This is a genomic window from Pseudomonas sp. OST1909, assembly GCF_015277575.1.
Taxonomy (GTDB): domain Bacteria; phylum Pseudomonadota; class Gammaproteobacteria; order Pseudomonadales; family Pseudomonadaceae; genus Aquipseudomonas; species Aquipseudomonas synxantha_A.
This window is the reverse complement of record NZ_CP063780.1, coordinates 5,515,295-5,528,591: the sequence shown is the minus strand read 5'-3', so window position 1 is coordinate 5,528,591 and position 13,297 is coordinate 5,515,295. Positions and strand designations below refer to the sequence as shown.

The following is a 13,297-nucleotide window of genomic DNA, read 5'->3' as shown; positions in this document are numbered from 1 at the left end:
ACCCTGGACGAGGGTCGGGCCGATTCCCGACATTGCCCAAGAATTTCGCAAGAAGACAAGTTCCCCCAAGAGCCACAAAGAAGGTAGGACACCGTGAACCCGGTTATCAAAAAATTCCAGTTCGGTCAGTCGACCGTTACCCTCGAGACAGGCCGTATCGCCCGTCAAGCCTCTGGCGCAGTGCTGGTTACCGTTGACGACGACGTTACCGTACTGGTGACCGTGGTTGGCGCCAAGACCGCTGACCCGAGCAAGGGCTTCTTCCCTCTGTCCGTTCACTACCAGGAAAAGACTTACGCTGCCGGTAAGATCCCTGGCGGGTTCTTCAAGCGCGAAGGCCGTCCTTCCGAGAAAGAAACCCTGACCTCCCGACTGATCGACCGTCCGATCCGTCCGCTGTTCCCGGAAGGCTTCATGAACGAAGTGCAGGTTGTCTGCACCGTCGTTTCCACCAGCAAAAAGACCGATCCGGACATCGCTGCGATGATCGGTACTTCGGCTGCGCTGGCTATCTCCGGTATTCCGTTTGATGGCCCAATCGGCGCCGCTCGCGTTGCTTTCCACGAAAGCACAGGTTACCTGCTGAACCCATCCTACGAGCAGCAGAAAGCTTCGAGCCTGGACATGGTCGTTGCCGGTACCTCCGAAGCCGTATTGATGGTTGAGTCGGAAGCCAAAGAGCTGACCGAAGACCAGATGCTGGGCGCCGTACTGTTTGCTCACGACGAGTTCCAGGTGGTAATCAACGCGGTCAAGGAATTGGCTGCCGAAGCTGCCAAGCCAACCTGGACCTGGGCTGCTGCTCCGGAAGCTACCGACCTGCTGGGCGCTATCCGCTCCGAGTTCGGCGCTGCCATCTCCGACGCCTACACCATCACCGTCAAGGCCGACCGTTACGCTCGCCTGGGCGAGCTGAAGGACCAGGTTGTCGCCAAGTTGTCCGGTGAAGAAGGCCAGCCTTCTGCCAGCGACGTCAAGGCTGCATTCGGTGAAATCGAATACCGCACCGTTCGCGAAAACATCGTTAACGGCAAGCCACGTATCGACGGTCGCGACACTCGCACCGTGCGCCCGCTGAACATCGAAGTCGGCGTGCTGCCCAAGACTCACGGTTCGGCGCTGTTCACCCGTGGTGAAACCCAGGCCCTGGTCGTCGCGACTCTGGGTACTGCCCGTGACGCACAGCTGCTGGACACCCTGGAAGGCGAGAAAAAAGACCCGTTCATGCTGCACTACAACTTCCCTCCGTTCTCGGTAGGCGAGTGTGGCCGCATGGGTGGTGCTGGTCGTCGCGAAATCGGTCACGGCCGTCTGGCCCGTCGTTCGATTGCAGCGATGTTACCGGCTGCCGACGTGTTCCCGTACACCATCCGTGTCGTGTCGGAAATCACTGAATCCAACGGTTCCAGCTCGATGGCCTCCGTTTGTGGTGCTTCCCTGGCGCTGATGGACGCTGGTGTGCCGATGAAGGCGCCGGTTGCCGGTATCGCCATGGGCCTGGTTAAAGAAGGCGAGAAGTTCGCCATCCTGACCGACATCCTGGGTGACGAAGACCACCTGGGCGACATGGACTTCAAAGTAGCCGGTACCGCTAAAGGCGTAACCGCGCTGCAGATGGACATCAAGATCAAGGGCATCACCGAAGAGATCATGGAAATCGCTCTGGGCCAAGCCCTGGAAGCGCGCCTGAACATCCTCGGCCAGATGAACCAGATCATTGGCCAGTCGCGTACCGAACTGTCGGAAAACGCTCCGACCATGATCGCGATGAAAATCGACACCGACAAAATCCGTGATGTTATCGGTAAAGGCGGCGCGACCATCCGTGCGATCTGTGAAGAGACCAAGGCTTCGATCGACATCGAAGACGACGGCTCGATCAAGATCTTCGGCGAAACCAAGGAAGCGGCTGAAGCTGCACGCCAGCGCGTCCTGGGCATTACCGCTGAGGCCGAGATCGGCAAGATCTACGTCGGCAAGGTTGAGCGCATCGTCGACTTCGGCGCATTCGTCAACATCCTGCCGGGCAAAGACGGTCTGGTTCACATCTCCATGCTGAGCGACGCTCGTGTTGAGAAAGTGACCGACATTCTCAAAGAAGGCCAGGAAGTGGAAGTGCTGGTACTGGACGTGGACAACCGCGGCCGTATCAAGCTGTCCATCAAGGACGTAGCAGCAGCCAAGGCTTCGGGCGTTTAATCACCCCGCGTTCTAGCTGAAAAAAAGGGACTCTTCGGAGTCCCTTTTTTGTGGGAGAAGGAAATTCCCCTAAAATCAGTTGTTTAGTCGCCTGCAAAAAACCGCAACTTGCACGCAGGCACGACCTGCTTCATGCAACTTGCACGATTTCGAAAAGCGCGCTGTTTTTTAACTTGTTGTTTTATAACGATTTTGTCCTGTTATCCCACTTGGCACGCCGCCTGCACTATCCCTGTTAACGCTGCCGCATCAAGGTTCACACGCTGCAGACTTTTAATAAAACAGGAGTTACTCGTATGAAGAAGTTCGCTCTCGCTACCGCAACTGCTACCGCTCTGACCCTGGCCATGGCTAACGCCGCCTTCGCTCAGCCAACCCAGGCGCCAATGACCCTGGCAGCTGGCGAAATGACCAAGGCTAAAGAGTCCACCTCGGATACCTGGATCACCACCAAAGTCAAAGCAGACCTGCTGACTGAAAAAGGCATCCCAGGCTCCGACATCAAGGTAGAAACCAACAAAGGTGTGGTTTCCCTATCTTCGGACGTAGCTATCTCGGACTCGCAGAAAGCGACTGCTGTAGCCATCACCAAGAAAATCAAAGGTGTGAGTGCTGTTTCGGCTGACGGCCTGCTGGCTGGCGGCGCTGTCAAAGCTGACGGCATCGACAAAACCAAAGGTGCGGCTGCTGATGCCAAAGAAACCACCAGCGACACTTGGATCACCACCAAAGTGAAGGCTGACCTGGTTACCGAAAAAGGTATTCCTGGCACTGATATCAAGGTCGAGACCAACAAAGGTGTAGTTTCCCTGTCGTCCCCGACTGCTGTGACTGCATCGCAGAAAGAAACTGCGGTTGCCATCACCAAGAAAATCAAAGGCGTTAAAGCTGTATCGGCCGACGGCCTGAAAGCAGAGTAACGTTCAAGGTTTCGTCTGACGATATAGCGGCGGCTTAGGGTGAGCTAGTTATCCACCCGATGCACCTCTGGAGTTCATGCGACCGACCACACGGATGTGGTCATTACAGGCCCCGGCACTTGTGTCGGGGCCTGTTCTATTTTGGGGTTGAAACAAAAACTGCCAGCCCCCCCAAAAATGTGGGAGCTGGCTAGCCAGCGATGCTGGCACCTCAGTCATTCAGTTGCACCGAGGTGGTGCTATCGCAGGCAAGCCAGCTCCCACATTAGGATAGGCGTTGCTCAGAAGTTACTCAGCATCCAGATGCATTGGGGTGATGACGCGACCATCTTTCTCCGCCTGCCCCAGCTGCGCATCAATGAAGTACACCCGGTCGTCTTCCAACTGGCCCTTGTCCACCAAGTAATCCTTGATGGTACTGGCGCGCTCCTGGCCCAGTTGGCGCAGCAGCACATCACTGCCGCTCCAGAACTTGATCACACCCTCTTTGAGCTTCGCCGAGCGCTCATCGCTGCCCAGGTCTTTCCATTCGGCGGGAGGTTGCTGTTTAAGACGGGTGCGGTAGATACCTTCCAGCAACGGTGCTTTTTCTTTCTCGGGCACTTCAAGCAACGAAGCTTGGGCCGGGACTTTGTCGCCACGGCGCTGGAGGATCTTGTAGTAGTTGTACTGGTATTCACGTTCCAGTCGCTGTGCCGCCAGGAACGGCCCGTCGCTGCTGGCAGCAGCCGTGCCTTCGATTTCCAGGCGCAGGGTAGGGCGCTCTTTCAATGCCTTGGCCAAGGTATTCAGCGCGCCCTCGGCATCTTTGTTCAGCTCACTGGAGCCCGCGGCGAACGAAACATTACCCAAGTCTTCAGAGCCGCCACCCGTCACCAGCCCGCCAATAAACTTGAAGGGCGCCGTCGCTGCGCGGACGACGAGGTTACGCAGGGTCTGCCACACAATCGGCATCACGCTGAATTGCGGGTTGTTCAGGTCGCCACTGACCGGCAGTTCGATCGAGATCTTGCCGTCGCTGTCCTTGAGCAGGGCGATGGCCAGGCGAATCGGCAAGTCCACCGCATCGGAGCTGTCGACTTTCTCACCCAGTTGCAACTGTTCGACCACCACTTTGTTTTCGGCCTTCAACTGGCCCTTGGTGATCACGTAGTGCAAGTCGAGATTCAGCCGGCCCTTGCGGATACGGAAGCCTGCGAACTTGCCCGAGTAAGGTGTCAGGTTGGTCAACTCGACACGTTTGAAGCTGGTTGCGATATCCAGGGCTGCCATCGGATCAAACGGGTTCACGCTGCCCTTGATGGTCACCGGGGCGTAACGGTCTACCTTACCCTTGATATCGACGCTGGCCGGTTTGGCCTGGCGACTATCGATGGTGCCAATCTGGCCGTTGAGCTGTTGAATCGCGGTGGCGAAGTTGGGCGTGAGGCTAAAGTCGGCAAAGTTGGCCGAACCATCGTTAATTGCGATCTGCCCGATGTGGATGCCCAAGGGTTTGTCTTTGCTGGCCGCCGGCTTGGCGGCTGATTTGGCACCACTGTCGGCAGGCTGGGGAATCAGCAAGTCATCGATGTTGGTGGTGCGATCGTCGTTGATCATGAAGCGTGCATACGGCTGCAGCAGGTTGACCTTGTCGATCGACAGGCTCTGACCGTGCTGATAGTTCACACCCTCCAGTACCAGGCGCTGCCACTTGAGGAAGTCGCGGGTCTTGAGGGTGTCCAGGGTATGCAACTGATCGACCTGAGCGCGGCCGGTGATTTGCAGGGCCAACGGCTCGGTGCTCTTGAGGTTCACATCCAGGTTGCTGCCCAACATGCCGCTGCGCAGTTCCAGGCGAATAAATGGGCTGATATACGACTGGGCCACCCGCAGGTCGATGTCCTGGGTATTCACTTTCAGCTTGGCGCTGACCGGGTTGAGGTTAACCTCGCCGGTTGCCTGGATCTTGCCTTGCTTGCCCACGCCACTATCGACCTTCAAGGTGAAGGGGCTTTGGTTGAGGCTGTCGAAGTTCTGCATGTCGACATTCAACGGGCCCAGTTCCAGCGCCACCGCAGGTTTGGCCTGGCGGTCGGCCAGATGTACCTGATAGTTACGCAGTTGCACATCCTTGAGCATCACTTGCCAGGGTTTGCTTGGCGCTGCCGGTTGAGGTTCAGGCGTGTCGGCGTTGGCTGGTGCTGGTGCTGGTGCTGGCTTGCCTGGCTGGCTGGCGAACAGTTTCTGCCAGTCGAGTTGGCCATCGGCTTCAAGAGCGGCCCAGGTTTCCAGCTTGTTGCTGCGGATTTTGCCGACAACTACTTGCTGCTTGGCCAGGTCCACCGTGGTTTCGCTGACATCCAGGCGTTCCAGGCGTACCAATGGCCGGCCATCCGGCGCCTTGATCGCGAAGGGCGCAATGCTGGCGGCGGTGTTGGTCAAGTTCAGTTCGGTCTCTTTGGCCAGGCTGAACTTATAGTCGGTGCTGAAGTTAAGCACGCCGTCTTCCAGCACCAGCGGCAAAGCGTCACGTACATACGGCCACCAGGCTTTCATCTTGCCGTCGGTGACCTTCAAGGTACCTTCGGAGGTGATCGGTACCAGGCTGACATTCCCTTTCCAGTGGATCTGCCCGCCGTCAGGGCCAGCGGCCACCAGGGTCATGTCGGCGTTGTCTTCGGGCAGGGTGCTGAGGTTTTTCAGCTCGAAGTCGAGTTTGTCGTAGAGGAATTCGATAGGTTCGCTGGGGCGCAGATCTCTGAAGTGCAGATTGCCGCCCGCCAGTTTGATGCTGTCGATACGCAGCGGGAACGGTTTGGCATCGGGATCTGCGGGAGTCGGTTCGCTCGGCGGCAGTTTGAACAACTGCGCCAGGTTCAACTGGCCGGATTTGTCGAACAGCAGTTCGGTCTTGGGCTGGTCCAGTTGCACATCGGCCAGGTGCAGGGCGCGGGTCCAGAGACTGTCGGCCTGCAGGTTGGCGTAAAAGCGCTGGAAGCCCACTTGTTCTTTGCCCGGCTCACCGATCTTCAGGCCCCACAGCGTGAGTTCCAGGCTGAACGGGTTGAGCTCGATGCGCTCGATTCGCGCCGGCACCGTGGCGTAATTCGCCAACTGTTGGTTGGCAATGCGAAGAGCGATGCCGGGTAAAATCAGAAAGCCCAGCAAGCTGTACAAAGCCAGGGCGGTCAACAAGGCGCCTGCGGCGCGGATCAATCCTTTGGGCATGGGTGACGCCATCTGTGTCGAACGAGAGTGCCTTGGAGTATGGCACGGTAATTCGGTTCCGAAGAACAGTGGCCGCTGGGAAACTTCCTACAAATGCAGGATCAAGGTCTTTAACGGAGGCTGCTGATCCGTGGAAGGAAAGTCCGCCCCGGGTGTCATGACCTGCCAGTCGCGCACTGGGCGACCGGCTTTTTCTGCGCAACGCAGCACCTGTTCACGCCAGTCATCCATGCTGACTTTGGCCAGGTTGTTACAACAGATCAGTACGCCATTGTCAGCGGTGGTCAGCAGCGCTGGCTTGAGCAAGCTCTGATAGTCGCGCAGCAGGTCGACGGTGCCGAACGCGCTCTTGGCCCAGGCGGGCGGATCAAGCAGGACCAGGTCGTACTGGCGCTGCTCCAGGCGCGGATAGCTCGGCAGTTTTTGGCCGGGACGCTGGGTGATCGGCAGGCCCGCCAGTTGGCGAATGGCCGGGAAGTAATCGGACTGTACGAATTCCATGCTCGGCAATTGTGGGTTGAGCAGGCCGTTTTCACGCCCAACCGCCAGGTTGCCCTCGGCAAAATCCAAGTTGCACACTTCGCGTGCGCCGCCGGCGGCCGCGCTCAAGCCCACGCCGCAGGTGTAGGCGAACAGGTTCAGCACGCTTTTGCCGGCGCTGTGATCCTTCACCCAGCCACGGGTGTTACGCAGGTCGAGGAACAGCAACGGGTCCTGCCCGGCATGGCGCCCCCGCACACGGTAGCTGAGGCCCCACTCGTGGCCGACCAGGTCTTCCAGCGCCGCAGGCTCTGCGCGGTATACCGTATCTTCACGATCGATACGCGAGTTGCCTCGGGCACGGTCGTTGTACACCAGCAGCAATTCCAGGCCTATGTATTGGTTGATCAGCTGATGCAGGTCCAGAAGGTCTGCGCTGTCCAGCGACTGATGGAAGCTCTGCACCAGCAATTGCGGGCCGTAGCGGTCGATGGTCAAGCCGCCGGCGCCTTCCTGGCTGCCGTGGAATAGCCGGTAGCAGTCCGTACCCTGGGCGTGCAGTTCGTTGATCAGGTCTTGGCGGTGATCGAGGGCGGCGCGCAGCGCCTGATTCAGGGGGGTCATGAAGCGCGCCTTGCTTGCAGAAAAATAAGAAAATCGGGGCGCGGAGTTTAACAGTTAACCCCGGCCTGCACAGGCCGGGGATTATCCTGAGCGCTATCGGTTCAGGCGTTTGTCGATCAACCCGTCTACGACGCTTGGGTCAGCCAGGGTTGAGGTATCGCCCAGGCTGTCCAGTTCGTTGCAGGCGATCTTGCGCAAGATGCGCCGCATGATCTTTCCGGAGCGGGTTTTCGGCAGGGCAGGCGCCCACTGGATCAGTTCCGGTTTGGCAAAGCTGCCAATTTCCTTGCTGACCAGGTCCAGCAAGTGCTTTTTCAGCGCATCGCTGGGCTCGACGCCGTTCATTGGCGTTACAAAGGCATAGATGCCCTGGCCCTTGACGTCATGGGGATAGCCGACCACAGCGGCTTCAGCGACCTGGTCATGCAGCACCAGGGCACTCTCGACCTCGGCGGTGCCGATGCGATGGCCGGATACGTTGATCACATCATCGATGCGACCGGTGATCCAGTAGTCGCCGTCTTCATCGCGGCGCGCGCCGTCGCCGGTGAAGTAGTAGCCGGGATAGGGCTTGAAGTAGGTGTCGACCATGCGCTGCGGGTCGCCGTAGACGCTGCGAATCTGCCCCGGCCAGCTGGCCTTGATCGCCAGCACGCCACTGCCGGCGCCGCTGATTTCCTTGCCCTGCTCATCGAGCAGCACCGGTTGTACGCCGAACATCGGCTGTGTCGCGCAGCCCGGCTTGATGCGCTGGGCGCTGACCAGCGGGCTGAGCATGATGCCGCCGGTTTCGGTTTGCCACCAGGTATCGACGATGGGGCAGCGCTGTTCGCCCACCGCCTTGAAGTACCAGTCCCAGGCTTCCGGGTTGATCGGCTCACCGACACTGCCCAGCAGGCGCAGGCTGGCGCGGGAGGTGCTCTCCAATGGACCGTGGCCTTCACGCATCAGGGCGCGCAAAGCGGTGGGCGCGGTGTAGAAAATATTCACCTGATGTTTATCGATCACCTGCCAGAAGCGCGAGCTGTCCGGATAACTCGGTACGCCCTCGAACATCAGCGAAGTGGCGCCATTGGCCAGCGGACCGTAGACGATGTAGCTATGCCCGGTGACCCAGCCCACATCGGCGGTGCACCAGAACACTTCGCCCTCTTGGTAGTCGAGTACGTACTTGAAGGTCATCGCCGCTTGCAGCAGGTAGCCGCCAGTGGTGTGCAGCACGCCCTTGGGTTTGCCGGTGCTGCCGGAGGTGTAGAGGATGAACAGCGGATCCTCGGCGTCCATCGGCTCGGGTGGGCAGTTGTCGCTGGCGGCGTCCAGGGCCGCTTGGTACTTGAGGTCGCGGCCCTCGTTCCAGTTCACGCTGGCTCCGGTGCGCTCGACCACCAGCACCGTGCTGACGTTCGGGCAACTGGCCAGGGCTTTATCGACATTCTGTTTCAGCGCCACGGGCTTGCCGCCGCGCACGCCTTCGTCGGCGGTTATCACGGTGCGGCAGTCGGCATCGAGAATACGGTCACGCAGGGCGTCAGGCGAAAACCCGCCAAACACCACTGAGTGCACCGCGCCAATTCGCGTGCAGGCCAGCATGGCGTAGGCCGCTTCCGGGATCATCGGCATGTAGATGCACACGCGGTCGCCTTTTTTCACGCCACGGTTTTTCAGCACATTGGCCAGGCGGCTGACGTTTTGATGCAGTTGGCGGTAAGTGATCGTGGAGGATTTTGACGGATCGTCGCCCTCCCAGATGAAGGCCGGCTGATCGGCGCGTTGCGCCAGGTGACGGTCAATGCAGTTGTAGCTGACGTTCAGTTGGCCGCCGGCAAACCATTGGGCGGCACCGGTATTGATGTCTGACTGCTGGACGGTGTGCCACGGTGTTATCCAGTCCAGAAAGGCCTTGGCCTGTTCGGCCCAAAAAGTGTCCGGCTGCTCGATGGATTGGCGATAGAGGCGCTGATAGTCCTCTTGACTGAGTTGCGCAGCCCGGCGGACGGCATCGGCGGTGGGAAACGTGCTGATATCGAACATGAGCGATCCTTATTCTTGTTTTTGCGACAAGTGATAAAGATGCACCCTGTGGTGGGAGGGTTCAAGGCCAACGTCCAAACAGACGTTGGCCTTGAGTGATCAGCATCAGCCGCGGTGACGACCGCGGAAGTAGTTGATCAGGCCCTGGGTCGAAGCGTCCTCGGCTGAGGTTTCTTCGGCGCCCGTCAGGCGGTTGTAAACGCCTTTGCCCAGTTCCTTGCCCAGTTCAACGCCCCATTGGTCAAAAGCGTTGATGCCCCAGACCACGCTCTGCACGAACACCTTGTGCTCATACATCGCCACCAGCGCACCGAGGCGACGCGGGCTGATGCGTTCGACCACGATGGTGTTGCTCGGACGGTTGCCCGGGATCACCTTGTGCGGTGCCAGCTTCTGCACTTCCGCTTCCGGCAGGCCCTTTTCACGCAGCTCGGCTTCGGCTTCGCCGCGGGTCTTGCCGAGCATCAGTGCCTGGCTCTGGGACAGGCAGTTGGCGTATAGCCACTGGTGGTGATCGGAGACCGGGTTGAAGCTGACGATCGGCACGATGAAGTCGGCCGGGATCAGTTGCGTCCCTTGGTGCAGCAGCTGGTGGTAAGCGTGCTGCCCGTTGCAGCCTACGCCGCCCCAGATCACCGGGCCTGTATCGGTGGACACTGGCGTGCCGTCCTGGCGCACGCTCTTGCCGTTGGATTCCATGTCCAGCTGTTGCAAATGCTTGGTGATGTTACGCAGGTAATGGTCGTACGGCAGGATCGCATGGCTCTGCGCGCCCCAGAAGTTGCCGTACCACACGCCCAGCAAACCCAGCAGCACAGGCATGTTGGCTTCGAACGGCGCGTTCAGGAAGTGCTGGTCCATGGTGTAGGCACCCGACAGCAGTTCCTTGAAGTTGGACATGCCGATGGCCAGGGCAATTGGCAAGCCAATCGCAGACCACAGCGAGTAACGCCCGCCTACCCAATCCCACATCGGGAAGATGTTCTCTTCGCGAATGCCAAAGGCCACGGCCGCCGCGTTGTTGCTCGAAACGGCGATGAAGTGGCGATACAGCTCAGCTTCCGAGCCACCCTGGGCCAGGTACCAGGCGCGGGCGGCCTGGGCGTTCTTCAGGGTTTCAAGGGTGTTGAAGGATTTGGACGAGACAATGAACAGCGTAGTCTCGGCGCGCAGCTTCATGGTCAGCTCGTGGAACTCGCTGCCGTCGATATTCGCCAGGTAGTGGCAACGCACGCCTTTGTGGGCGTAGGACAGCAGAGCCTCGGAGACCAGTTCCGGACCGAGGAACGAACCACCGATGCCGATGTTCACCACGTCGGTGATCGGCTTTTCGGTGTAGCCACGCCACAGGCCGTCGTGGATGCGGCCGACCAGGTCAGTGATCTGGTTCAGCACCTTGTGCACGTCCGGCATGATGTTCACGCCGTTGACCGACAGCTTGTCACCCACCGGGCGGCGCAGGGCGGTATGCAGCGCCGGGCGGCCTTCGGAAGAGTTGACGGGCTCGCCGGCGTACAGCGCATCAATCGCGCCTTTAAGGTTCACTTCCTTGGCCAGGTCCACCAGCAGGTCGCGGGTTTCGCTGGTGATCAGGTTTTTCGAGTAATCGAGGAAAAGTCCGCAGCTGCTCAAGGTAAATTGGGAAAAGCGCTGAGGGTCGGCATTGAACGCTTCGCGCATGCTGAAATCCTGCATGGCTTGGCGATGTTGAACAAGCGCTTGCCAGGCGGGCAGAGCGGTAACGTCGTGAGGGGTGCGGTAGTACGCCATCGCTGCGGGTTTCCTTTTATTACAGGGACTGCCTTTAGGACACTTAAAAGCCCGGAACATCCATTCTTGTCTCAACGACTGGGTTCCAGACAGCGCTAACCATAGCGCAGGGCGATTACATTAAACCTAGCGTGTGGATATGTCTTGGCTTTGTCTGCGCTGTGGCCGGTACTTTTTTATACCGGCACAGCCGTCGGGGCAACAGGTGGAGGGTAAAGTGGGGTCAGGCGAGGTTCAGGTGCAGGTTATCGATCAGGCGCGTGGCGCCCAGATAAGCGGCGACCAGGATCACCACATCCCGATCTTCAGCCGTGGCCGGGCGCAAATTTACGCCTTGGCGCACTTCCAGGTAGTCCATGCGTAGCCCTGCGGCTTCAATCTGCTGGATTTGCTCGGCGCGAAGCTTGGCGAAATCATGATCACCGTCTTGGATGGCCGTGGCGATCTGGCTGAGCGCGCGGTACAGCACCGGCGCGATCGCACGTTGTTCCTCGGTGAGGTAACCGTTGCGTGATGACAGCGCGAGGCCGTCCGCTGCACGCACGGTGGGTTCACCGATAATCTGGATCGGCATGTTCAGATCGCTGACCATGGCGCGAATGACTGCCAACTGTTGGTAGTCCTTCTGGCCAAATACGGCCATGTCGGGCTGGACCATGTTGAACAACTTGCTGACCACCGTGGCCACGCCTTCGAAATGCCCTGGGCGGCTGGCGCCGCACAAGCCTTCGGACACTTGTGGCACGCTGACGCGGGTCTGGCCGTTCATGCCATCGGGGTACATTTCCTCGACAGTGGGCGCGAACAGCAGGTTGCAGCCCGCCTGCAGGAGTTTTTCCTGGTCGGCGGCCAATGTGCGCGGGTATTTATCCAGATCTTCGCCGGCACCGAATTGCAGTGGATTGACGAAAATGCTCGCCACCACGAAATCCGCCTGCTGCGCGGCCTTGGTCACCAGGGTGGCATGGCCGCTATGCAGGTTGCCCATGGTAGGCACAAAGCCGATGCGTTTGCCGGCGCTGCGGGCGTGGGTCACGGCAGCCCGCAGTTCGCGGACGGTTTTAACGGTGTTCATGCCGAGAATCCGTGTTCAACGCCTGGGAAAGTCACATTCTTGACTTCGCTGACGTAAGCGCTCAGGGCTGCGTGAATGCTGTCCTGGCCGGCCATGAAGTTCTTCACGAACTTGGGCACGTGACCGCTAATCGACAGGCCGAGCATGTCGTGCAGGACCAGCACCTGGCCATCGGTGGCGGAGCCGGCGCCAATGCCGATTACCGGCACTTTGACGGCCTGGGTGATTTCTGCGGCCAGTTCGCTGGGGACGCACTCCAGCACAATCATCGCGGCACCGGCTTGTTCCAGGGCGATGGCATCGGCACGCATCTGGCGTGCCTGGGCTTCATTGCGACCCTGTACCTTGTAGCCGCCGAGGATGTTCACCGACTGCGGGGTCAGGCCCATGTGTGCACATACCGGTACACCGCGTTCAGCCAGCAGCCGGATCGACTCGGCCAGCCACACGGCGCCTTCGACTTTGACCATATGGGCGCCGGCCTGCATCAGCTTGCCGGCGTTCTGGAAGGTTTGCTCAAGCGTGGCGTACCCCATGAACGGCAGGTCGGCGATGATCAAGGCGCCGTCGTTGCCACGCTTGACGCTGGCGGTGTGGTAGGCAAGTTCATCCGTGGTCACGGGCAAGGTGCTGTCATTCCCTTGAAGAACCATGCCCAGGGAGTCGCCCACTAACAGCACTTCAACCCCGGCCTGGCAACAGGCGTTGGCGAAGGTGGCGTCATAGCAGGTCAGCATGGTGATTTTTTCACCCTTGAGCTTGAGGCTCTGCAAGGTGGTCAGGGTAATGTCTGGCATGAAAAGGGTCCTCGTTCAGGCGCTTGGAAACAGCGAGTAACGCGCGTGAGTCTTCGTTTATACAGGCGCACTGTCTTGAAAGCAGTGCTTATAAGGCCTGGATTGCGCCCTGTAGCGCCGGGTTGGCGGCAGCGGGACGCCTATAGTCGTGAGGAGGACACGGGAAGTCAATTGGATGTGTTACCGCATTG

General features: G+C 59.4%; 8 protein-coding genes. 2 read left to right on the top strand and 6 right to left on the bottom strand.

The window, feature by feature from the left end:
* The first annotated feature begins 93 nt into the window (after positions 1 to 93).
* The gene (gene pnp, locus IH404_RS24055; RefSeq protein WP_005791474.1) at positions 94 to 2,199 is read left to right on the top strand and encodes a polyribonucleotide nucleotidyltransferase; all 2,106 of its coding nucleotides are present in this window, start codon (positions 94 to 96) and stop codon (positions 2,197 to 2,199) included.
* A gap of 296 nt (positions 2,200 to 2,495) precedes the next feature.
* The gene (locus IH404_RS24050; protein ID WP_005791472.1) at positions 2,496 to 3,119 is read left to right on the top strand and encodes a BON domain-containing protein; all 624 of its coding nucleotides are present in this window, start codon (positions 2,496 to 2,498) and stop codon (positions 3,117 to 3,119) included.
* A gap of 288 nt (positions 3,120 to 3,407) precedes the next feature.
* On the opposite strand, the gene IH404_RS24045 is transcribed toward IH404_RS24050, so the two are convergent.
* From IH404_RS24045 to panB, 6 genes are all read right to left on the bottom strand, one after another.
* Positions 3,408 to 6,329, bottom strand: coding sequence for a DUF748 domain-containing protein (locus IH404_RS24045; protein ID WP_194439221.1), 2,922 nt, complete (start codon positions 6,327 to 6,329; stop codon positions 3,408 to 3,410).
* 87 nt (positions 6,330 to 6,416) lie between these two features.
* A complete protein-coding gene (locus tag IH404_RS24040) occupies positions 6,417 to 7,433 on the bottom strand; it encodes a class I SAM-dependent methyltransferase (RefSeq protein WP_194439218.1) in 1,017 nt (338 codons plus the stop codon).
* A gap of 93 nt (positions 7,434 to 7,526) precedes the next feature.
* Positions 7,527 to 9,464 carry an acetate--CoA ligase gene (gene acs / locus IH404_RS24035; protein WP_194439216.1) on the bottom strand — a complete coding sequence of 646 codons (1,938 nt, stop codon included), beginning with the start codon at positions 9,462 to 9,464 and terminating at the stop codon, positions 7,527 to 7,529.
* Positions 9,465 to 9,569: 105 nt separating this feature from the next.
* Entirely contained in the window at positions 9,570 to 11,234 is a 1,665-nt protein-coding gene (gene pgi, locus IH404_RS24030; protein ID WP_005791464.1) for a glucose-6-phosphate isomerase, read from the bottom strand.
* A 223-nt stretch (positions 11,235 to 11,457) separates the two neighbouring features.
* The gene (panC, locus tag IH404_RS24025; RefSeq protein ID WP_194439214.1) at positions 11,458 to 12,309 is read right to left on the bottom strand and encodes a pantoate--beta-alanine ligase; all 852 of its coding nucleotides are present in this window, start codon (positions 12,307 to 12,309) and stop codon (positions 11,458 to 11,460) included.
* Entirely contained in the window at positions 12,306 to 13,106 is an 801-nt protein-coding gene (panB, locus tag IH404_RS24020) for a 3-methyl-2-oxobutanoate hydroxymethyltransferase (protein ID WP_005791461.1), read from the bottom strand. The genes panC and panB overlap by 4 nt, the downstream gene beginning before the upstream one ends.
* Between the last annotated feature and the right edge of the window lie 191 nt (positions 13,107 to 13,297).

Excerpts from the sequence above, each read along its gene's own strand:
- acs (WP_194439216.1), bottom strand. The coding sequence starts at position 9,464 with ATGTTCGATATCAGCACGTTTCCCACCGCCGATGCCGTCCGCCGGGCT.
- IH404_RS24040 (WP_194439218.1), bottom strand. The coding sequence starts at position 7,433 with ATGACCCCCCTGAATCAGGCGCTGCGCGCCGCCCTCGATCACCGCCAA.
- IH404_RS24050 (WP_005791472.1), top strand. The coding sequence starts at position 2,496 with ATGAAGAAGTTCGCTCTCGCTACCGCAACTGCTACCGCTCTGACCCTG.
- panC (WP_194439214.1), bottom strand. The coding sequence starts at position 12,309 with ATGAACACCGTTAAAACCGTCCGCGAACTGCGGGCTGCCGTGACCCAC.
- IH404_RS24045 (WP_194439221.1), bottom strand. The coding sequence starts at position 6,329 with ATGCCCAAAGGATTGATCCGCGCCGCAGGCGCCTTGTTGACCGCCCTG.
- pgi (WP_005791464.1), bottom strand. The coding sequence starts at position 11,234 with ATGGCGTACTACCGCACCCCTCACGACGTTACCGCTCTGCCCGCCTGG.
- panB (WP_005791461.1), bottom strand. The coding sequence starts at position 13,106 with ATGCCAGACATTACCCTGACCACCTTGCAGAGCCTCAAGCTCAAGGGT.